General features: G+C 65.2%; 28 protein-coding genes. 12 read left to right on the top strand and 16 right to left on the bottom strand.

Annotated elements, in window-relative coordinates:
• Positions 1–39 precede the first annotated feature (39 nt).
• The 16 genes from WFK98_RS20170 to WFK98_RS20095 all read right to left on the bottom strand — a co-directional run bounded on the left by WFK98_RS20170 (position 40) and on the right by WFK98_RS20095 (position 12894).
• Entirely contained in the window at positions 40–1437 is a 1398-nt protein-coding gene (locus tag WFK98_RS20170) for a phage major capsid protein (RefSeq protein WP_336801470.1), read from the bottom strand.
• A 23-nt stretch (positions 1438–1460) separates the two neighbouring features.
• Positions 1461–2342, bottom strand: coding sequence for a head maturation protease, ClpP-related (locus WFK98_RS20165; RefSeq protein WP_336801469.1), 882 nt, complete (start codon positions 2340–2342; stop codon positions 1461–1463).
• Positions 2323–3660 (bottom strand): phage portal protein, encoded by a 1338-nt coding sequence (locus WFK98_RS20160; RefSeq protein ID WP_336801468.1) that lies wholly within the window; start codon positions 3658–3660, stop codon positions 2323–2325. Before WFK98_RS20160 ends, WFK98_RS20165 begins: the two co-directional genes overlap by 20 nt.
• A gap of 10 nt (positions 3661–3670) precedes the next feature.
• Positions 3671–5422 (bottom strand): terminase large subunit, encoded by a 1752-nt coding sequence (locus WFK98_RS20155; protein ID WP_336801467.1) that lies wholly within the window; start codon positions 5420–5422, stop codon positions 3671–3673.
• A complete protein-coding gene (locus WFK98_RS20150; protein WP_336801466.1) occupies positions 5419–5898 on the bottom strand; it encodes a hypothetical protein in 480 nt (159 codons plus the stop codon). Before WFK98_RS20150 ends, WFK98_RS20155 begins: the two co-directional genes overlap by 4 nt.
• Before the next feature lie 83 nt (positions 5899–5981).
• The gene (locus tag WFK98_RS20145) at positions 5982–6323 is read right to left on the bottom strand and encodes an HNH endonuclease (protein ID WP_336801465.1); all 342 of its coding nucleotides are present in this window, start codon (positions 6321–6323) and stop codon (positions 5982–5984) included.
• 186 nt (positions 6324–6509) lie between these two features.
• Positions 6510–7205 (bottom strand): transcription termination/antitermination protein NusG, encoded by a 696-nt coding sequence (nusG, locus tag WFK98_RS20140; protein WP_336801464.1) that lies wholly within the window; start codon positions 7203–7205, stop codon positions 6510–6512.
• Positions 7205–8362, bottom strand: coding sequence for a helix-turn-helix domain-containing protein (locus WFK98_RS20135; RefSeq protein WP_336801463.1), 1158 nt, complete (start codon positions 8360–8362; stop codon positions 7205–7207). Before WFK98_RS20135 ends, nusG begins: the two co-directional genes overlap by 1 nt.
• Positions 8359–8910 carry a helix-turn-helix domain-containing protein gene (locus WFK98_RS20130; RefSeq protein ID WP_336801462.1) on the bottom strand — a complete coding sequence of 184 codons (552 nt, stop codon included), beginning with the start codon at positions 8908–8910 and terminating at the stop codon, positions 8359–8361. Before WFK98_RS20130 ends, WFK98_RS20135 begins: the two co-directional genes overlap by 4 nt.
• A complete protein-coding gene (locus tag WFK98_RS20125; protein WP_336801461.1) occupies positions 8907–10151 on the bottom strand; it encodes an MT-A70 family methyltransferase in 1245 nt (414 codons plus the stop codon). Before WFK98_RS20125 ends, WFK98_RS20130 begins: the two co-directional genes overlap by 4 nt.
• Positions 10148–10690, bottom strand: a complete 543-nt coding sequence (locus WFK98_RS20120; RefSeq protein WP_336801460.1) for a hypothetical protein — start codon at positions 10688–10690, stop codon at positions 10148–10150. Before WFK98_RS20120 ends, WFK98_RS20125 begins: the two co-directional genes overlap by 4 nt.
• 2 nt (positions 10691–10692) lie before the next feature.
• Complete coding sequence (locus WFK98_RS20115) at positions 10693–10929, bottom strand: DUF2312 domain-containing protein (protein ID WP_442907468.1); 237 nt, start codon at positions 10927–10929, stop codon at positions 10693–10695.
• 89 nt (positions 10930–11018) lie between these two features.
• Positions 11019–11702 carry a hypothetical protein gene (locus WFK98_RS20110; protein WP_336801459.1) on the bottom strand — a complete coding sequence of 228 codons (684 nt, stop codon included), beginning with the start codon at positions 11700–11702 and terminating at the stop codon, positions 11019–11021.
• A complete protein-coding gene (locus WFK98_RS20105; protein WP_336801458.1) occupies positions 11699–11851 on the bottom strand; it encodes a hypothetical protein in 153 nt (50 codons plus the stop codon). The genes WFK98_RS20110 and WFK98_RS20105 overlap by 4 nt, the downstream gene beginning before the upstream one ends.
• The gene (locus tag WFK98_RS20100) at positions 11848–12339 is read right to left on the bottom strand and encodes a hypothetical protein (protein ID WP_336801457.1); all 492 of its coding nucleotides are present in this window, start codon (positions 12337–12339) and stop codon (positions 11848–11850) included. The genes WFK98_RS20105 and WFK98_RS20100 overlap by 4 nt, the downstream gene beginning before the upstream one ends.
• Positions 12340–12678: 339 nt before the next feature.
• Positions 12679–12894, bottom strand: coding sequence for a carph-isopro domain-containing protein (locus WFK98_RS20095; protein WP_336801456.1), 216 nt, complete (start codon positions 12892–12894; stop codon positions 12679–12681).
• Between the two features lie 73 nt (positions 12895–12967).
• On the opposite strand from WFK98_RS20095, the gene WFK98_RS20090 reads away from it, so the two are divergent.
• The 12 genes from WFK98_RS20090 to WFK98_RS20035 all read left to right on the top strand — a co-directional run bounded on the left by WFK98_RS20090 (position 12968) and on the right by WFK98_RS20035 (position 18417).
• A complete protein-coding gene (locus WFK98_RS20090; protein ID WP_336801455.1) occupies positions 12968–13729 on the top strand; it encodes a S24 family peptidase in 762 nt (253 codons plus the stop codon).
• 121 nt (positions 13730–13850) lie between these two features.
• Positions 13851–14102 (top strand): hypothetical protein, encoded by a 252-nt coding sequence (locus WFK98_RS20085; RefSeq protein WP_336801454.1) that lies wholly within the window; start codon positions 13851–13853, stop codon positions 14100–14102.
• A 91-nt stretch (positions 14103–14193) separates the two neighbouring features.
• Entirely contained in the window at positions 14194–14325 is a 132-nt protein-coding gene (locus WFK98_RS20080; RefSeq protein WP_336801453.1) for a hypothetical protein, read from the top strand.
• Positions 14322–14573 (top strand): hypothetical protein, encoded by a 252-nt coding sequence (locus WFK98_RS20075; RefSeq protein ID WP_336801452.1) that lies wholly within the window; start codon positions 14322–14324, stop codon positions 14571–14573. The genes WFK98_RS20080 and WFK98_RS20075 overlap by 4 nt, the downstream gene beginning before the upstream one ends.
• Positions 14567–14797 carry a hypothetical protein gene (locus WFK98_RS20070; protein WP_336801451.1) on the top strand — a complete coding sequence of 77 codons (231 nt, stop codon included), beginning with the start codon at positions 14567–14569 and terminating at the stop codon, positions 14795–14797. The genes WFK98_RS20075 and WFK98_RS20070 overlap by 7 nt, the downstream gene beginning before the upstream one ends.
• The gene (gene dnaN, locus WFK98_RS20065) at positions 14794–15927 is read left to right on the top strand and encodes a DNA polymerase III subunit beta (RefSeq protein WP_336801450.1); all 1134 of its coding nucleotides are present in this window, start codon (positions 14794–14796) and stop codon (positions 15925–15927) included. The genes WFK98_RS20070 and dnaN overlap by 4 nt, the downstream gene beginning before the upstream one ends.
• Before the next feature lie 2 nt (positions 15928–15929).
• On the top strand, positions 15930–16130 hold the full coding sequence (locus WFK98_RS20060; protein ID WP_336801449.1) for a hypothetical protein: 201 nt from the start codon (positions 15930–15932) through the stop codon (positions 16128–16130).
• Positions 16127–16927: a hypothetical protein gene (locus WFK98_RS20055; RefSeq protein ID WP_336801448.1), complete on the top strand. Its 801-nt coding sequence runs from the start codon at positions 16127–16129 to the stop codon at positions 16925–16927. The genes WFK98_RS20060 and WFK98_RS20055 overlap by 4 nt, the downstream gene beginning before the upstream one ends.
• A complete protein-coding gene (locus WFK98_RS20050) occupies positions 16924–17205 on the top strand; it encodes a hypothetical protein (RefSeq protein WP_336801447.1) in 282 nt (93 codons plus the stop codon). Before WFK98_RS20055 ends, WFK98_RS20050 begins: the two co-directional genes overlap by 4 nt.
• A 2-nt stretch (positions 17206–17207) precedes the next feature.
• Positions 17208–17426: a hypothetical protein gene (locus tag WFK98_RS20045; protein WP_336801574.1), complete on the top strand. Its 219-nt coding sequence runs from the start codon at positions 17208–17210 to the stop codon at positions 17424–17426.
• A complete protein-coding gene (locus WFK98_RS20040) occupies positions 17423–17713 on the top strand; it encodes a hypothetical protein (protein ID WP_336801446.1) in 291 nt (96 codons plus the stop codon). The genes WFK98_RS20045 and WFK98_RS20040 overlap by 4 nt, the downstream gene beginning before the upstream one ends.
• On the top strand, positions 17710–18417 hold the full coding sequence (locus WFK98_RS20035; RefSeq protein ID WP_336801445.1) for a hypothetical protein: 708 nt from the start codon (positions 17710–17712) through the stop codon (positions 18415–18417). Before WFK98_RS20040 ends, WFK98_RS20035 begins: the two co-directional genes overlap by 4 nt.
• Position 18418: the final 1 nt, after the last annotated feature.

Here is an 18418-nt window from a genome sequence, read left to right as displayed (position 1 = left end):
GGCGGGCCGCATGGTCCGCCTGTCTGTGCGAGGAGGGCGTCAGGTGTTCGCGGCGACCTTCAGAGCCCGCATCGGTTCGGGGTTGAAGAGCCCGCCGCCGACGCGCTTCGTCGTGTAGAAGTGGACGTAGGGCTTATTCGTGTAGGGGTCGCGGAGCACACGAATGCCGACCCGGTCGACGACCAGATAGCTCGAGCCCATGTCGCCATAGAGCGCGGCGATTGCGCCGGCGGCGACGGCAGGCATGTCGGGAATCTCGACGATCGCCTCTCCTGCCAGGGTGGCCGGCTGTCCCGCCGCGAAGGAGGGCTGCCAGAGATAGTTGCCCTGGCCATCCTTCAGCTTGCGCATCCCCTGCTGCGAGCCGCGCGCCGTATAGAGCTTGGCGTTCGCCCGGTATTCGCTCGGCAGATCGTAGAAGAGATCGATGAAGCCGTCGGAGGTGAGCGCCGCCGCGGCGCCGCTGTTGACGACCTTGATCGCTCCCCAGGGATGCCGCGCAGCATTCGCGGCACCGGTGACGTAAGTCAGGATGCCGTAGGGCTTGTTCGTGCCGTTGCCGGACAGGAAGGCGATCCCCTCCTGGCGCGCGAACTCGGTGTCGACCTCATCGGCCAGCCACTGCTCGAGGTCGATCGCGGCGTCATCGAGCAGCTGCTGCGAGATCGCAGGATTGGCGTAGATCTCGCCCGGCGTGAAGTCCAGCGAGCCGAAGCCCGGCGTGCTGGTTTCGGGCCGCGCGGCGGTCTCGCCGACCCAGCCGGAACCGACGGCGCGGTCGGTGAACAGCTTCTTGAAGCCGGCCGTGGTGATCGAAATCACGCGGGCATTGGCGCGGATGGGCGACACCTGCTTGAGCTTGCCGGTGATCGACCGATCCCATTCGACCGGCGCCAGGTAGCCTCCATCGGCGTCAGCGCCCTTGGTCATCGACGCCTCGACCGTACCCTTGCGCATATGGGCCTTGAATGCGGCCAGATACTCGGGATCCGGCTGGATATCGCCGATGACGCCACCTCCGGCGCCCTGCGCCGCAAGCTTGGCATTGAGATCGTCGATCGCCGTCTGGAAACTGGCGACGGCGGCATCGATACGGCCGATCTTCTCGTTCAGGACCGTGTCCGAGACCTTGGCATTCAGGGCCTTGTCGTTCTCGGTCTTGAACTCCTCGAAGGCCTTGTGCAGCTCGGCGAGCAGCTTCTTCGGGTCGCTCGTATCGGCCCGCAGGCCGAAACCGGTCACGGCGCGCGGCGGCTTGAGCGAGGTCGATACCTTGAGCGCCGGCCGCAGTGCGCTGGCGGGGATGATCGCGCCGGCAATGGCCGGTGCAGTGAGCGAGTGGATGATGGTGGCGGCATGGGCGGCATCGGGCGTCAGCGCATAGACGCACGCGATCGCCGCAGCGGCGAAGAGCGCCGCGATAGCGAGGGTTCGCATGGGAGTCTCCTTGAGAGGAAGGGTCAGCTACGGAAAGCAGAGAGAAGGGCCGAAAGGCCCGTCCAGTCGTCGCCAGCGCCCGGCGTGGCGTTCTCAATGGCAGCGCCAGGCGTGCCCTTGATCTTGTTGATGCGCGCCCGAGCGTCGGTGCGCGACATGCCCGAGCAGCAGAGCTGAAGCTCCATTGCCCGCAATTCGTTGACGTTGCGGTCGCTCGCCTGCGCGTCGCCGTCGACGGTCATCTGGTCGGCGGAAAGGAGCGCCTCGGCAAAGCCGCGTTCGATCGCCTGAGATCCCGACATATAGGTCTCGGCATCCATCCACTTCGCGATATCGGCCGGCTTCTGGCCGGATCGCGCCGCGTATAGATCGACCATGGCCTGATCGAAGGGGGCGAGCCACTCCGACGTCTCGGCCATATCGTGCCGGTTGCCGACGGCCATGACCCAACAATTATGGATCATGAGGAAGGATGCGGCGCCGATCTCAATACGGTCGCCAGCCATCGCGATGATCGAGGCTGCGGAAGCCGCCATGCCCATCACCTTGACGGTCACTTCCTGCGGGTGCTCCCGCAGGACGTTGTAGATCGCGATCCCCTCGAACATGTCGCCGCCGGGCGAATTGATCTGGAGCTCAACCGGCTGGTCGCCGATCGCCCGCAACTGCGCCGCGACCTTCTTCGCCGTGATGCCGCCGCCGGACCAATAGTCCTCGCCGACGACGTCAAACATCGTGATGACGTTGTCGCCGCGCTCGAGGGCGCGAACGCCGGCGGCGTCGGCTGCCCACTGGTCGAAGACCTGCGGCTTGGTGAAAGCATGCACGTCCTGGCGAACAGGCAGCGGCATCGCGCCGGGCCGAGCCTTCGCCATGACGCGACAGCTATGCATCTTCGTCGTCATCTTTCGCATCCTTGCGTGTGGGTCGCTTCGCCGGTGGCTGTTCGTCGTCTTCCAAGGGCGGTCCGCCGTTGTGGCCGGCCATGCTCGAGCCCGGATTGAGAACGTCGCCGCCCTCGTCGCGCGGCATGTCGAGCGTGTCGCGGACCTCATTCGCTTTCATCCAGCCCGGCGCCCCGCCAGAGCCGAGAGCCTTCGCGAAATAGTCGGCCTGGTCCTTCATCGACCCGCGCAGCAACGCGGCCGGATTGAATTTGATTGAGAAGAGATCCTCTTCCTCCTCAGGCAGCAGGATGCGTTCGCAAGCCTGCTGCCACGCCTCGAACCATGGCCCGAGGGCGAACTGAACGAAGAACCGCCCGAGCGCCTCAATGCCGGTGCCCCATGAGGTGTCATCCAGCATCAGAAGCGGGCGTGGCACCCCGGTTGCGCGCCCGATCTCCTCGACCTGCATCTTGCGGATGTCGGCAAGCTGGGCGTCGCGAGCCGACGAAGCATAGGTCTCGTACTTCATCCCCTCCTCTAGGATGAGGCTTTTACCGGCGTTCTCCGCGCCTTCCTTCTCCGAGATGCTGTCTTGCAGCCTCTTGAAGGCTTCCTCCGACAGCTTCCCCGGATGGGTAAAGCCGCCGCCGACGAAGGTGCCGTTCTTGTACAAGCGGCCGGCCGCCAGCTCGGCCGCCAATGCCAGTGCGATGGCCTCGGCAGCCTGCTTCACAACCGACAGACCCGTCAGGCCATCAAGCGAAAGCCCGCGAATATGCAGGATGTCGCTCTGCAGATAGCGCCGCGTGCCGCCCGTCTTCGGCTGGTAGTCATAGACGACCGACCAGTCGTCCAGCTGCTTCGGTTGAACTCGATCGGGATCCAGCGGCACCAGCTGGGCGACCTTCTTCTTTCCGGTGCGGACATCGACCGACCGGACGACGAGGGCGTAGCCGTTCCCCTTCACCAGGGCACGCAGCTGCATCAGCGTTCGGAAGTCGAACGCCGACTGCCAGGCGTTCGGCCGGCGATGGAGCACCCGATACAGCGGATGCGTTGTCGCCTTCTCCTTGGTCGCTTCGTCGATCAGCTGCAGCGGCAGCATGCCGATCGAATAGCCAATCAGACTGACCGCCCGGAACATCGCGGTGTTCTTCAGCGCGCGCTCGACATTCACCGTGATGCCGGTTGCCGAGACATCGCCGAAGCGCATGAACTCAATCAGGCGCGGGTCGTCGAACGACAGATAGGATTCGCCCTGGGCGAAGGGACGCGCTCCGGCGGTCACTACCGCCTCAGGCGGAGCCGAGCGGCGAAAGATGTTCATGAGGCCCATCGCCACTCCTTCAGACCATTCGAATGCCGCGGGTCTCATAGACAGAGCGACCGGCCGCTTCCGGGTTTCGGCTCATCAGCGTGGCGCCGTCGAACAGCGCCATGGCCGGGTCGATCTTGGCGTCGCCGGCATTGGCCTTGGTTGCCCGGATGCCGGTAGCCGTCGGCTCGATCTTCAGGTTGCTGACACACCAGGGCATCATCAGACCGCCGGCATGACGCAGGAGCCCGCTCGACACGCGCCGCTCACAGGTCTTGATCGCGTTCATCATTCCAAAGCCCTGCGGGGCACCGACCAGCAAGCCGCTTTCCTCGGTGACATCGATCTCGGCAAGAGCATCGACAAACTCGCCCAGCCCGGCCGGATCCGCCGCGACGCCGCCGAGCAGGCCCCGCGTCTTGATCTGGTCGATCAATTCGATGATCGCGCCGACGTCTTCGAGCGCGTCATCCACGATCGTGAGCTCGCCCGCGGTCTCGAAATCGAGCAGCTTCGATGCGATCGACTTGCGCCGGTCCAGCACGCCACGATGGCACCAGGCATGTGACCAGGAGAGCCAACGTTTCATGCGGCGCACCGTCCAGACGCCATTGATCTGGACGCGGATCTCGATCTCTGCCGGTTCGCGACCCAGCGCGCAGAAGCCGAAGAGGTCGTCAAGGCCACCACCGTCGACGCCGACAACGACGACCTCGCAACGGTCCATCAGCCTTTCGAAGGCCTCGAAATGGGGCAGCTCGGAAAGCTCGGCGTCGGCCGCGTTCTGCCAGTGCTCGGCGCCAGGCCAGCGATTGACCCTGAGGCCGGTGCTGATCTCGACATTGAGATGCTTCGCCAGGAAGACGACGAGAGCTGCCTTGTCGCCGCGCTGCGCCTCCGCCAGCTTGTCGAGCAACCACTCGGCGCCGACCGAACGATTGATATTCGGGTTCGTGATGTAGAAGTACGCCGGGTCGAGATAGGCCTCGCTCTCCAGCAGGCTCGGCGGAAACTCGTAGAGAACTCCGAGAGACTTCCGATCCTCGATCTTCCCGTCGCGAACGTCGCGGAAATAATCGAGCTTCGCCTTGAAGACGCCTGCCGGCGGAACATCGGCATGGGTCGAGGCGTAGATGACGAACCCCTCGGGTCTGGACACGAGGCCACCAGTCGCCTCGCGCAGCATCGCGTCGGCACCGGCGCGCTTGCCGAAGATCCACAGCTCGTCAATGAAGACGAAGGCTGCTTTGGAGCCGCCCACCGTGTCGGTGTCGGCAGCGATGACCTTCAACACCGCCTTGGTGATCCGGTGCGTGATCTGGCGGAGGTTCTCCTGGATGTGCAGGAGATCCATCAGCTCGGCATCCGCCATCACCATGTCGCGGGCCGGAATGAAGCTGTTGTTCGCGATTTCCAGTGTCGGCGCCAGGATCAGCAGAAGCGCCGAATGTCGCCAGTTTCGGATCAGCGCCGTCAGCATGATCGCCGCGGCGATCGTCGACTTGCCGTTCTTCTTCGCGATCAGGAGGAAGAAGTCGGCGATCAGCCGGCGGGCGGCATGGGCGTCATAGGCGCCAAAGATTGCCCGGACGAAGTCGAAGACCCATTCGTCGGCCGCCTCGCCGAATGTCGGCTGGCCGGGCAGGTCGACGATGCGAAGCGACTTGAAGACCGCGAGCGCTGCCTCGGCCTCTGCTGGAAACAGCGGGCCGAACGGGATCAGCGACCGCCGCTCGACGATCCGGGCCTCCCAATCCTGGCAGGCCGTGTTCCACTCGATCATCGGTTGTCGACGACGAGCTTGGGAGCCGCAGGCGGGGCATACTTGCCGCCAACGTTCTCGGCCGCGATCTGCCGTTCCTCCTTCTTGCCCAACCGCTTTGGCCGCTCGACCGCATCGGAAGATCGCTTGGCCACCTTCTTCTCGGCGTTCTCCGCCTGGATCTTGTCGAGCGTTGCCAGGGCAGCGTTCAACGCCGTGGCGTTGCCGCCCAGCCCCTGCTTGATCTGGCTGACCCGAAGCTTGGTCCGCATCCGGTCGAGCATCAGGTCCTTCTGCTTCAGCAGGTGCAAATAATGTTTGCGCAACGTCGGGACAGTGAGCCCGAGCGTCGCCGCGACCTGCTTGTTGGTGTAGCCGGCCGCCAGCAACACCATGATAAATATGATGTTTTCTTCCGTCGGCTCATGCGGAGGCCGACCCAGCTTAGGGTCAGCGACCACCAGCGGGTTGCCGAACAGGTCTAAATCCTGGGCCATGAGAAAAAAATCGTATGAGTGAGGGGGACGCGGGTCCGCGACGGGAGCCCGTTCTAGACTTTCGACCCCCCCCACCCCTTCGGTCAGGACCACGCGCGGTCGGCGGTCGCCTCGAGGCGTTGCTTGTCACGGTCGTGGCAAGGCTTGCAGAGGGTCTGCAGGTTCGATGGATCCCAGAACAGCCTGGGGTCGCCGCGATGCGGCGTGATGTGATCGCAGGCGAGCTTCGACGTGTCGCCTTCGATGCGCCCGCAACCTGGCATCTGGCAGGTGAACAGGTCGCGGGTGAATACATCCATGCGCAGGCGGCGCCATGGGGCTGTGTTGTACCAGCCTCGCCATGGCTGCGATCCGCGCCGCTCTCTGTCCCGCGCCCGCTCATCGCCGGGCGGACGGCCCAAGATCGGCTTGGGGATGCGGATCAAGGGACGGAGGGTCGTCAAGCGCTTGGCCATACCCCAGACAAACGAAAGCCCGGCACGCTGATGCGTCCGGGCCATACTTCGTCATCTGCGAAGGTCAGCTGCTGCCGCCTTCCGGGGGGGACCGACCTCGCTCAGACCCGATGGGTGCGATGGTGTTCCAGTCCGCTCGTCCTGTTGGATTCGCTATCAGGCGATCTCAACATGGTCAAGCGGCATGGAGACGGGCGTGGTGCCACCGAACACACCGACCTCGCATCTGACCGTGTCCGGGTCGCCACCCTCGACCACGGTACCGGAGAAGCCAGCGAATGGCCCCTTCACGATCCGAACCATCGCATTCGGCAAAGGCTTCAACAGGTTAGCTGGCTGGCGCTCGTCATGCTCCCCGCTCAGTTCCTCGCTGCGGATGCCGTCGATGACATCATTATCGAGCCGCACAACCACGCTCGATCCATGTCGAATGACGGCGGCGACACCGGGGATATCCAGCAGCATCCACCATGCGCCGAGGCGCGGATCGGCAGCGACGAACAGGTATCGCGGATAGAGCGGCACGGTGATTCTCTGCAGCGCGGGCTGCTCGCGACGCTTCTTGCGCGACAGCGTGCGATCGGCCCGAAGCCCGCCGCGTTTCTTCACGGCGACATAGCGCGTCATCATCGGCCGATAGACCGACCAGCCGCGCCGCTCCAGCGCATGCACAGCGCGCCCGTCGCCACCGGCGACATAGACGATGTACCAGCCCTGCCGCCCCGGCGCCGGCCGCGCCAGCCCTGCGCGCGCAGCGTCCTCCCGCTCGACGATATCCCCGATCCGCCAGACCTTGCCCTGTTCGCTCATGAGATCCGCCGCCATTGCCATTTCGAGATTCACCTGTTCCATCAGCCCGCCCTCGCCATCGCCTGACCATGGCCGGGCGGCCACCGGCTCGGCACCTTGATGAAGGGATTGCGGAGATCGACGTGATTGAAGCGCCTGAGGCCGAAGCGCTGGCCCATGTATTCGGACCAGGCGGCGAACTCCGCCGATGCGCCTTCGCCATCACGCACCGGGATCGCCACAAGCCCGGCGACACTGGCATCCGACGGCATGGCCGAAGGCTGAATGCCAACACCGACCGGGTCGCGACGATCGTCCGGGAAGGCCTGATCGAACATGAACCGGACCGGCTCTCCGGCTGCGGCGCGGCGCCAGAACTCGGCCCACCAGAAATCGCTTCCAGGGCGCAGCATGACCGGCGCAAGACCTGCACCGCCGGCCGCGGCCGGGAAGTTCTTCCAGGCCTTTTCCTCGAGATAGTTGAACAGGCGCCGGCGCTCCTTCTTGCGGCCGGCCCGGATAGCCGCCACAGCCGTCGGGAGGGCGGCAATCGCCTCCGCCTGCTCATCCGCCGTCAGGGCCAGCCATGCCGGATAGGTCCGGCTGATCACTTCCGTCGCCGTGTCGGGCCAGGCTCGCCAAGCCGAAGCGATGAACCGCGCATCTGCCCAGGCTTCGGACGCAATCCGTCTCGCCTGCTCTCCTGCCGTTTCCTTCCTGCCCCCATCACGCCGCGCCCCGCGCGCCTCTCTCTCTTTTCGTTCAGAAGAGAAAGGGATCGTTCTATTGGGTGTCAGCCCAGAGCTGACACCCCCGTGTTCGTTCTGGGCTGACAGGGGGGTGTCAGCAATCTGACAGGGGGTGGCGTCGGCAGTCATGTCGCCAGCCGCCTCGACAGCCAAATCATCAGCATCATTGATGAATTCCGAGGGCTGCAGATCGTCCAGCAACACCCGATATTCATGCGATCGGTCGCCGCCATCCTTGCGCAGCAGCGCCCGCTGTTGGACGTATCCGCATTCGACGAGCTTCTTGATCGCGGCGTTGACGGCCGAGCGGCTGCAGCCGAGTTCGTCGCCGACGCGACCCTGGCTTCGCGAGCACCAGCCGTCGCTGTCCGTGTGGCTACCGAGAATGCAGAGCACGCGCAACGCCGTGGCGGTCAGCCGCGTATCGATGATCGCCGGCCTGGGAATGATGGAGAGCCGCGGACCGCTCATGCCACGCCTCCCGGCGGTCGCGGCCGGGCCAGACCGAGCCTCTCCGCATGGCGCGTGATCCCATGGACAACGGAGGAATGGTCGCGTTCGAGGAAGCGACCGATCTGCGGCAGGGACAGTTTCGTCTCCTTTGCGGCGCGATACATGATCTCATGACGCGCCCGCACCAGGGCGGGGTTCCGCCGGTGTGAAAAAAGCTCATTCTCGTTGAGGCCATCGCGCAGCATCACGGCCTCGGCGATCGCCAGCAGCTGCTCCATGTCGATGTCCGACGCCCGCCTCCGCGATGGCCGCGCAGCCACCACCTTGGCGGCCCGCTCCCGCCGGCGGGTGACTGCCGGCGGTGCCAGAAGCGCCGGCGGCTCATCCGGCCGCACGGCATTGGCCCCGGCAGCGATCTGGCAGCGCAGACGCGCCACAGCAGCGCGCGCGGCGCCATCCGGCGGGTTCGCGCCATGGTGGATCAGTAGCAGGGACAGGGATCGGCGGCAGGCCTCGATCCGCTGCCCGCGCGACATGGCGAGATCTTCAGGTGTTGCGTGGTTCATGCCACCGCCTCCGGTGCTTCCAGGCCCCAGACGTCCCAGCCCGGCCGCGCACGGCGGGCGTTGAGCTCGATCTTGGGGAGGTTCGGATAGTAGGCCTCGATCATCTCGGCGAAGATCTCCGGCTTCGCCGAATGCGCGCCAACGGGCGCCTCGATCACCGAGGGCCACTGCTCGCCCGGCGCTGGCGCCGGAATATCGCCGCGCGTGCCGACGAGCAGCAGCTCGTGCTTGTTCCGGTTCCAGTAGCCGGTGCCGGTGCGGTCCTTGGACCAGATGAAATGCGACTTGTACTCGAAGCCCCAACCTTCCATGACCCGGATGGCAGCCTTGAGCATCGCTGCCGTGGCCCAGTGAAAGAGCACGCAATCCTTGGCCGCAATCCCGCCAACGTCGCGCAGGACGAGGTCGTTCGTCGATGTCGTCGGATAGTGATTGTCGGCCGCACGATCCATGCCGCTGTCGCGGCTGTAGGGCTCGAACCGCCATTCGCAATCGGAATAGATCACACCGAAACGCTTGTCGGGCAGCGCGCGCTGTCGCGTCGCCAGCGCCGCCTCGCGCCCCGCGCGCCGCGCTTTCTTCTCGGCCGTCTTCAGATCCCTGGCCTGGCGGATGGCGCCGGCCAGCGCGCGCGGGTCGAGGATCTCGACAACGCGCTTCTGCTCGGCCAGCGGCAGCGCCGCGAGATCCGCCGCGGCGGAAACGGCGATCCGCCCGCTCTCGACGGCGGCGACCAGCTCGGCGCCACCATGATCGAGCACGTCGCGCGCCGTCGTCACGCTGCGATCGGAAACGCCCACAGCCCGCGCCGCCTCCTCCTGGCTGACCTTCCGCAAGTTTGCGGAAGGATCCGCGAGATCGGTACGCGCGCCCTGCCCCATCGTGGCGAGCCGCGCGGCGATCAGGGCCCGCTGGCCGGTCGAAAGCTGCCGCCGGTGCAGGTTCTTCGAGATCACATAGCCGAGCGGGTCCGCTCCCTTGAACTGGCGCGTGTGCACGGTGACGCCGGCCGCGAGCGCGGCGCGATAGCGGTTGCGACCGTCAAGGATCGCGCCGTCCAGAAGCTCGATCGGCTCCTGCAGCCCGTTGGCCGCGACGTCGGCGACCAGCTCGGCGAAGGCCTCGCCCTCGATCAGCGGAAACAGGTTTGCGAGCGGATGGAATAGCAGCGACCCGATAGCCTCGGGCTCGTCGCCCGGCTGCCATGCCGCTTCGTCGGGGGGGAGGAATGTCAGCGTCATTTCCCGACCTTCTTCTGGTCGAGGGCGCTACGGCCGGGCGGCGGATCGCCCATGAGGGCGGACGTCTGATTTCCCGCCTGGCGATCAGCGATTTCACGTCGAATCTCAAAGGCGTCGCCGCTGGCGACAGCAACCGGCTTGGCTGGCCTGAAGGCCTGCGGCAGATCAATAAGAAGCTCGCGTCGGGACAACCCGATATCAGCTTCGACAGGCACCCTTTTGGTGTGGAAAGCGACGCCATCCGGCAGCGGAAAGCGCAGCGTTACGGCAGTGCCGCGCGGCGCCTTGCGGGTTTCGAACTTCCCCATACCGTCAGCCGCGCGGATCCGCAGACAATGCATGTGCGGATTGAAGGCAACGTTGAACCGCGGGCCGTCGAGCACCTTGCGCGCGTCGTCCTCCATTCGGTCGATATGGAAGGTGATCGAGAGGTAGCGCGCATGCTGGCGCCCCCACTCGGTCGCCGCCATCGTAACAGGCGCCTCTTTTGCGCGGGTTTCTGCGGCGGGCAAAATCTCAATGAAGCCATCGTCGGTCATGGTCACACCATCCCCAGCGCGTTCTTGTAGAGTTCGAGGATCGCTTCCTCTTCCTCGCGCTCGCTCGCATCCTTCTTCCGCAGCGCCACGATCTTGCGCAGCGCCTTGGTGTCGTAGCCATTGGCCTTGCCCTCGCCGTAGACACCCTTGATATCGTCGGCGATGCCCTTCTTCTCTTCCTCGAGGCGCTCGATCCGCTCGACGAGCGAGCGCAGCTCCGCCGCGGCGATGCCGTTCACCTGGTCGTCGGGAGCATCCTGCGCCTTGGGATTCAGCGCTTTTCCTGCGCGCGTGCGCCCGGTGGCATAGGGGTCATAGACATCCTCGCTCATGGCGCGCGCCGCCCGATGAAGGTGACGGAATCGCCGAATATGCAGTCTTCCTGCGGATGCCAGAGGGCAAGCCGCGCCAGCCACTCGGCCGCCCATTCATCCGGCCGCTTCGGAAGGAAGCGTTTCCAGTCGAGCGAAACGATCGGCGCGGCGCCTTCGATGGCGTCGTGCCAGGGCGCCGGCGGCGACACCATCATCGCGTCGCGCTCGGCCTTCAGCATGCGGATGTCCATCTCGGCGACGAGTGCAGCGGTGGCCGACGGAAGCGGCCAGTCGAGATCAAGGCGCTCATAGAGAGCCATATCCAGACGATGCTTCATGGTTTTGATTGCGCGCCGCACGATATCCCGACCGCGTTCGCCAAGCATTTCGACCACGAGGCATCCAAGGCCGTCGGCCACGGGGGTGGTAATGTCGCCGGAAAACACCTCATGCGCGTCATGCAGCAGGAAGGCGAGCGCCGCGTCTGTGTCGCCGCCGGTCTCGTGCAGGATGGCGTCGGCGCCGAGGCAGCAATGCTGCGCGACGGAATAGCCATGCCATTCCGAATAGCTGGCATGACCATCGAAGCGATTGATCAGCGAAAGCGGGGTGGCAACGTCGATATGCAGGTCAATCTTGGAGAGATCCGGCTTCACCAGGTCGATCGCGAGGCCGGAGCGGCTTTGCTTCCAGGTCATGATTTCACCCATTCGATGGCGGTGGAGAGGATCTTGGCGGCGGTGAGCAGCAGCACGCTGCCGCACGAGAGCCAGAGGATGGTGATGCCGATCGCGAGCCAGAGCGTGTCACGCCCGTCGGCCGGAACGGGCTTGGCGGGCGACGTCACTCGGTCCCCACCACGCGAAGTGCCGGGCCGCCCTTGGCCTGGGCGATCGAGAAGCGAAGCGCAGCCGCCGCCCGCTCGAGCGAGCCGGCATTGCGGTCGAGAATTTCGATTTCGGCGCCGGTGATCTTGCCGTCGGCGAGCGCGGCGGCCGTCGAGGCCATCAGCTCGGAACTGGCGCGCATCGTCTCGGCGTAGTGGCAAAGAACGGCCGTCGCCGTGACGGCTTCGTCCGCCGAGCCTTCCAGCCGCCGGCCGCCGAGATCCGCCATCACGGTGGTGACGAGCGGCAGCTCGCAATCGGCCTCCAGTGCCAGCACGGCGGGAAGCGGAATGATCGCCTCGTCGGTGGCGACCTGCCAGCGGGAGACTTCGGATTTCGAGGCATGGGCAAGCTCACCGGCGCGCACCAGACCGCCGCAGGCCTGGACAAGGTCGCGGGTGGCGGATTTCACGCGGTGGAACCAGGCGTCGGAGATGGGTCGGGACATGGTCGCCTCGGGCAAAGCTTTCCCGGCTCGGGAAAAGCGTTGCAGCTTTCCCAGCGTGGGAACGGTTTCGATCTGTCAGAAAGGGAGCGTCAGAAACGCCTCAGGGAGGGCCGCGCAGATGTCGACCGTCGGGATGATTGCCCTCGAAAAGAGCGGGCGGGCACGGCACGGAAATGCGCCGGCCCGCCCCAAGTCTGGGGAGGAAGAACCCGAGGCGCCGGACGGCGACGCCAAGGGCAGTCACGATCGCCGGGAGGTGGTGGCGATCGCTTCTCGGTCCGGCGATGGCCGGAAAATCGGAGCCTTCGGCGGTTCGAAGGAGGTCGTCAGGACGATCGCTCATGCGACCTCGCGAAGGTGCAGTCGCATCAATCGGTCGGCATCCACCCCAGGAATCCCCTTGTCCGCGGCGGCCTCGATGATCGCGGGCCAATAGTCGATAGGGATCGACTCTCGACGCTTCATCTCCGAAGCCGTCGAGGCGTTCTTGCCAATTACCGAGGCGAACTTTGTGTTGCCGCCAAAGGCATCGATGAGGGCACCGATCGTGTTCATGCAGAACAAGTCACATGAAACGTGTTCGCGAGTCAACATGATTGATGTTGACATAAAGTGTGATAGTTCCGCCATGGAGACCATGCACACCCGCCTCAAAGAGGCTCGCATCAACGCTGGCTACACCTCAGCCTCGAAGGCGGCGTTTGCGCTGAATCTCAAGCCGTCAACCTACAATGCCCACGAAAACGGGCAGAACGAGTTCGATGCAGAGCTTGCCAAGACCTACGCCAAGAAATTCAAGGTGAGCGCGGCATGGCTGCTCACCGGCGAGGACGACGGCCCTAGGCGTGTCCCGCTTGGTCATGAATTTGACCCGGATCCAGATTTCGAAGCGGACGGCGCGAAGGCCTTCAGTGACCATCAATTCGTTCCAGCGCTGCCTGGCGGCCGACCCGAGATCGATGTTATGCCCGGTGCCGGCGAAGGTATGATCGGGGACACGCGAAACCTAACACTCGCCTCAGGATCTACCATAACCGGGCATCGCGTTATCGCCGAGTGGGTTCTGCCCGAAGCCTTTTACCGCCACGAGTTGCACGCGAATCCTGACGGCAGCATCTTCATGTCAGTGATCGGCAATTCCATGGCGCCCACCCTTTGGCCTGGAGACAGGGTGATCGTCGACACCCGCCAGAACGTCTTTGGTCCCGATGCCATCTACGTTTTCGATGATGGCGATGGTGAGCCGCGAGTGAAGTCCCTGAAGAAAGTTCTTGGCACCGACGAGGTCCGGGTCATATCCGACAATCGTGAGTCCTATGGCGAGGACCGGATGTCGCTAACGGCCCTGCGGATCCTCGGCCGCGTAGTCGGAAAGATCTCCAAGCTGTAGCCACACCAACACGACAACACGATTGATGTTGACACAAATCGTGTTGTCGTGTTGATATCCCTCCATCGGCGCCGGAAGCCCCTTCGCGCCGAACCTTTCCAGGTTCACGATGGAGACCGAAATGCTGACCAGCCAGACCCGCTTCTCCCGCCCGCCGCGCCAGATCCGCGAGACCGCGCTCGACAAGGCCCGCCGCCTCGGCCGCGTACCCGAGCTGATGGCCTCCGAGATGATCAATCTCGCCGCCGGCAGCGGTAGCTGCACCCAGGCCGACCTGCGCAATTACGGCTTCTCGGAAATCGAGATTGCTGAGCACGCCGGCGCCGCCAATCAGGAAGCACAGCGCCGCTCTGTTCGCCAGGCAGCCGCCTGACGCAAAAGCGTCGAGCCAGCGCGGCTTCGGCTCCCGCCCCTTCCCCGCCGAAGCCGCGTCGCCGGACGCTTCCGTCCAGAGACGAGACCCCATGCGCACGATCATCGAAAAGATCGCCGCGGTGCATGACAGCACGGCGGCGGACAGGATTTCCATTGCCGCTTTGCTGTCGGCGTTCGCCTTCGCCATCGGCCTCGGCATTCACGCGGGGCTGCTGCGATGACCGAGCTTATCCGCAGCGAGCTTACCCGCAGCGAGCGAGCCACCCTGGCGCGCGCCGAGCAAATACTCATCGAGGCCGTGCCCGACCTGCAGGCAGCCCGCAATGGCGGCGTCACGCCGCCGCGCGCCGTCGTCGCCCGGGTCGCCGAGGCAGCCACCTGCCTGCTCGGCCTGATCGAGGACGGCATGCACGACCACGCCCTCATCGCCAACCTGGAAGTCTGGATCGCGGAGGAACGCAGATGCTGAGATGTGCCGCCTGCGGCTCCGAGGAAATTCGAGGCAGGGACGACGATGTGCACACCGTCGACCAGGACGACCTGAGCCTTGCCGTCCACTCGCTGACGAAATGCATGGGCGACGAGAGCCGCCGCCTGCCAGACGTCGTGCACTACCTCACCCGCGCCATTCCGGACCTTTACCCGCTCGCCGCCCTGCTCGAGCGCGAGACCGGCAGGAAGCTCACCCCATGAAGCTGATCATCGAACAGGCGCGGCTGCTCGCGATCCTCACGACATGCAAGCTGACCGTCGACACCAAGGCGCCCTCGGCCATCCTGTCGTGCGTCCGCCTGAGCGCCGCCGACAACATCCTCGAGGCCATGACGACGGCAATGGATATCCAGTCATCCGATCAGGCGCCGGCCGAGGTGCAGGTTGCCGGCGAGATCTGCGTCAACCAGTCCGACTTTCACGATCTTGTCCGCCGGCTGCCCGAAGGTGCCGAGGTCGCGCTCGAGGTTGTCGGCGCACAGCTGCTCATCCGCGCCGGCCGCGTCAAGGCGGCGATGGCCGGGCTGGACGCGCGCACCTTCCCGGCGCTGGCGCCGCCGGAATACACGCACAGCTTTTCGCTGCCGGCCGGCGATCTCGCGCGGCTGCTGCGCGAGACGGAATTCGCCATGTGCACGGCAGAGGACCGCTTCACGCTCTGCACGATATACCTGCATACGGCGGATCTGGACGGAAAGCCCCACCTGCGCGCCGTGGCCACGGATGGCATCGCTCTCTCCTGGAGCGATATGGATCTGCCCGCCGAGGCGGATGGGATGCCCGGCGCCCTCCTGCCCAGCCGCACCGTCAATGTCTTCACCGGCATTCTCGGCAAGAGGGCCGACAAGAACGCGACCGAGCCGGTGCGGATCGACGTCTGCGACACGAAGGTCGGCCTCTCCATCGGCACGATCGGCATCACCACCAAGCTCGTCGATGGCGACTATCCGCCCTATCGCAGGATAATCCCGGAAGGCGGCGACGTCTTCGTCAAGCTGCCGCGCCGCCAGCTTCAGCTTGCGAGCGAACGGGCGGTTTCAATCCTCGACGGCAAGAGCAAGGGCATCCACCTCGAATTCAGCGGCGAGCAGGAGGATGGGCTGCAGCTTTCGTCGGCTGCCGGCGCATCCACGATCGAGGATCGGCTCAGCATCATCATCGACGGTGGCCCGGCGAAGTTCATCGTCAACGGCCAGCACCTGGCCCGAAGCCTCGCCAGCTTCAACTGCGATGACATCTCGCTCGCCATAAGCACCCAAGGTGCGCCCCTGCGCCTGTTTGACGACAAGGACGACAGCCACGGCGTCGTCATCATGCCGATGCGAGGCTGACCATGCGCGAACACATCACCCCAGCCATACGCCAGACCGCGAACGACTTCATGCATTGGCGCCAGGCGCGCGGCGGCGCCGTCCGATGGGACCGCGGCGGCGCGCTCTCCCGCCGCCGCAACCGCGAGCGCCGCCTCGAGGCCGAAGCCATCGACGCCGCGCCGGTCGGCAACTTCCTCACCCAGAACGGAGCCGGAGCATGAGTTGCCATACGGTCATGAATAAGCGCCGCGAGATCGACCGAGCGATGCTCGACAGCCTGGCAACATGGTTCGAGGCCCGGGCGAACGGCTATCAGGGGCCCCATTCCTTCAATGACTGGGATGTTGCGTTCATGCTGGCGCGGGCAGAGAGGACGCTCAATCTTGATCCCCTCATGGCCGATATGATCCGACACCATCTCCGCGTTGCCGAACTGCTCGAGGCGAACAACCGCTACCTGGAACGCGCCCGCGCGGCAGAGGCGGAGAGTGCCCGCCTGAAGAAGATCCTCGATGCCTGCCAGTGGCACTGGCCGGAAGACGACACGAGCGAGGAACACTGCTGCAGCAGCCCCTTTGAAGTTCTCGAGTCGCAAGATCTGCCGGCTGGTACCGTCGCCGCCATCGCGCGCGGCGGCATCGTCGAGATCCGCTACTGCGCGCAGCTTCCGCCCGACCCTGATGGCAGCAGCGACGATGACTTCGAGGTCGACGAGGCTACGAAGGAAGATGCCGAAAGGAAGATCGTTGACGAGTTGTCCCGTCGCGCAGGGCAGCCGCAGTGTCTGGCCTGTGCAAAGCAGCTTCATCTCGGCGACCGCTACTTCCCCGATGTCAGCGGCGTCTTATGCGCCGAATGCGCCCCGACCTATGAGTCCCTGATCGGCGAGCCCGAGGGCCACGTCTACATGGATGACGAAGAGCCGCGCACCGCCGAGGACTGCCGCGCCCAGTTCGATGCGCACATCGCCGCCGGCGGCAAGCCGACCGATAGCATGGCGACAGAGGTGCTGGCATGAGCAAGCGCAAGCACTGCCCGAAAGACGTCTTCTGGCTCCGTATCACCCTGCTCGACGACCCCGCCTTTCCGCCTGGCGCGCCGTGGCGCATGGCGCCGCAGGTGTTCGAGCGCCTGCAGGGCGCCGGCCTGGTCGAGAAGCGCGTCGCCGCGAGCGGCGCCGAAAGCGCCGTCGGCACGGACCTTGCCCGCGAGCAGATCGCAGACCTCCGCCGCACCCGCGCAGCCCGGATGCCGGCAGAAGGTCGCGCCGCTCTCGAACAGGAGGTCGCGCCGTGAGCATGGCCTATATCCGCAAACGCTACAGCGTCCCCGCCAAGCGCGGCGCCCGGGTCGAATACACCGGCTGCGGCCGAAAGGAATTGGGAACTATCCGCAGCGCCCGCGGCGCACACCTGATGATCCAGTTGGACGGCATCAAGCACACCATGCCGTTCCACCCGACATGGGAGCTTCGCTATCTCGATGCGCCCCTCCCTCTCCCCGGAGCAATGACATGAACCGCCAGGAACATCTTCTGACATGCCTTGCCGAGGAATGCGCCGAAGTGGCTCAGCGCGTTTCCAAAGCCCTCAGGTTCAGCCTTGCAGAGGTCCAGCCTGGGCAGCCTGACAGCAACGCCAAGCGCATAGCGGCCGAACTTAAGGATCTGATCTCGGTCGTCGACATGCTGGAGGCCGAAGCTGTTCTGCAGGACTGCTATCCGACGCTTGAAGAGCGGGCCAAGAAGGTTCGCAAGATCGAGGGCTTCATGGAATTCGCGAAATTCCAAGGAGCGCTGACATGACGAGCGAAGTGAAGCTTGAGCCTACAGCCGAGGAAATCGAGCTGAAGCCGTGCCCGTTCTGTGGGGAGCGCCTGGTGCACAGCCCCGATCTATCTACCCGGAGCAGCATGATCTTCGTGCATCCGGAGACCGAGGACTACTGCGTAGCGGAACGCGTCATGATCAGCACTGCCGGCAGCGGTCGCCGCGTGGTCGCGTGGAACACCCGCGCCGCGATCCTCGCCATGGACCGCCGCGCCTCCCCGCCCGCGCCAGCCGTGGCGGTGGGGGACTTCGCACCTGATCCTGCCGACGCCGACCTGATCGAGCGGCTGGACGCGAAGGACTGGCGCGGCGTCCACAGCACCCTGTTCCGGCTGACGCAGTCGCAAGCCGGCCGGCTTCGCGCCATGCTCGCCGCCGCGCCTCAGCCTCCCGCAACCCGGAGCTACGAGGAGGGCCTTACCGCCGACATCCTCGCCGAGCTGGTGCGCGCTCGCGCGAAGTTCCCCGGCAAGAATGTGACCCTCGCCGCGCTGATGGAAGAGGTCGGCGAGCTGGCAACAGCCACGTTCGAGGAAGGGCGCGAGCGCGTGCGCAAGGAGGCCGTGCAAGTCGCCGTCATGGCGATGCGCATGGTGCTCGACGGCGATCACACCTTCGATGCATGGCGGGCCGAGAAAGGGTTGGATGCTCTTGTCGCCGATCGGGAGCCGGCGCCGTGAC

Origin of the sequence: Kaistia sp. MMO-174, assembly GCF_037147815.1 — a bacterium.
In the GTDB taxonomy this organism is placed as follows: domain Bacteria; phylum Pseudomonadota; class Alphaproteobacteria; order Rhizobiales; family Kaistiaceae; genus Kaistia; species Kaistia nematophila.
The sequence above is the reverse complement of the archived record's forward strand: the minus strand, read 5'-3'. Positions and strand labels throughout refer to the sequence as shown.

Coding starts and splice junctions, on each gene's coding strand:
- WFK98_RS20170 (WP_336801470.1), bottom strand. CDS start 1,437: ATGCGAACCCTCGCTATCGCGGCGCTCTTCGCCGCTGCGGCGATCGCG.
- WFK98_RS20165 (WP_336801469.1), bottom strand. CDS start 2,342: ATGACGACGAAGATGCATAGCTGTCGCGTCATGGCGAAGGCTCGGCCC.
- WFK98_RS20160 (WP_336801468.1), bottom strand. CDS start 3,660: ATGGGCCTCATGAACATCTTTCGCCGCTCGGCTCCGCCTGAGGCGGTA.
- WFK98_RS20155 (WP_336801467.1), bottom strand. CDS start 5,422: ATGATCGAGTGGAACACGGCCTGCCAGGATTGGGAGGCCCGGATCGTC.
- WFK98_RS20150 (WP_336801466.1), bottom strand. CDS start 5,898: ATGGCCCAGGATTTAGACCTGTTCGGCAACCCGCTGGTGGTCGCTGAC.
- nusG (WP_336801464.1), bottom strand. CDS start 7,205: ATGGAACAGGTGAATCTCGAAATGGCAATGGCGGCGGATCTCATGAGC.
- WFK98_RS20135 (WP_336801463.1), bottom strand. CDS start 8,362: ATGAGCGGTCCGCGGCTCTCCATCATTCCCAGGCCGGCGATCATCGAT.
- WFK98_RS20130 (WP_336801462.1), bottom strand. CDS start 8,910: ATGAACCACGCAACACCTGAAGATCTCGCCATGTCGCGCGGGCAGCGG.
- WFK98_RS20125 (WP_336801461.1), bottom strand. CDS start 10,151: ATGACGCTGACATTCCTCCCCCCCGACGAAGCGGCATGGCAGCCGGGC.
- WFK98_RS20120 (WP_336801460.1), bottom strand. CDS start 10,690: ATGACCGACGATGGCTTCATTGAGATTTTGCCCGCCGCAGAAACCCGC.
- WFK98_RS20110 (WP_336801459.1), bottom strand. CDS start 11,702: ATGACCTGGAAGCAAAGCCGCTCCGGCCTCGCGATCGACCTGGTGAAG.
- WFK98_RS20100 (WP_336801457.1), bottom strand. CDS start 12,339: ATGTCCCGACCCATCTCCGACGCCTGGTTCCACCGCGTGAAATCCGCC.
- WFK98_RS20095 (WP_336801456.1), bottom strand. CDS start 12,894: ATGAACACGATCGGTGCCCTCATCGATGCCTTTGGCGGCAACACAAAG.
- WFK98_RS20090 (WP_336801455.1), top strand. CDS start 12,968: ATGGAGACCATGCACACCCGCCTCAAAGAGGCTCGCATCAACGCTGGC.
- WFK98_RS20085 (WP_336801454.1), top strand. CDS start 13,851: ATGCTGACCAGCCAGACCCGCTTCTCCCGCCCGCCGCGCCAGATCCGC.
- WFK98_RS20080 (WP_336801453.1), top strand. CDS start 14,194: ATGCGCACGATCATCGAAAAGATCGCCGCGGTGCATGACAGCACGGCG.
- WFK98_RS20075 (WP_336801452.1), top strand. CDS start 14,322: ATGACCGAGCTTATCCGCAGCGAGCTTACCCGCAGCGAGCGAGCCACC.
- WFK98_RS20070 (WP_336801451.1), top strand. CDS start 14,567: ATGCTGAGATGTGCCGCCTGCGGCTCCGAGGAAATTCGAGGCAGGGAC.
- dnaN (WP_336801450.1), top strand. CDS start 14,794: ATGAAGCTGATCATCGAACAGGCGCGGCTGCTCGCGATCCTCACGACA.
- WFK98_RS20060 (WP_336801449.1), top strand. CDS start 15,930: ATGCGCGAACACATCACCCCAGCCATACGCCAGACCGCGAACGACTTC.
- WFK98_RS20055 (WP_336801448.1), top strand. CDS start 16,127: ATGAGTTGCCATACGGTCATGAATAAGCGCCGCGAGATCGACCGAGCG.
- WFK98_RS20050 (WP_336801447.1), top strand. CDS start 16,924: ATGAGCAAGCGCAAGCACTGCCCGAAAGACGTCTTCTGGCTCCGTATC.
- WFK98_RS20045 (WP_336801574.1), top strand. CDS start 17,208: ATGGCCTATATCCGCAAACGCTACAGCGTCCCCGCCAAGCGCGGCGCC.
- WFK98_RS20040 (WP_336801446.1), top strand. CDS start 17,423: ATGAACCGCCAGGAACATCTTCTGACATGCCTTGCCGAGGAATGCGCC.
- WFK98_RS20035 (WP_336801445.1), top strand. CDS start 17,710: ATGACGAGCGAAGTGAAGCTTGAGCCTACAGCCGAGGAAATCGAGCTG.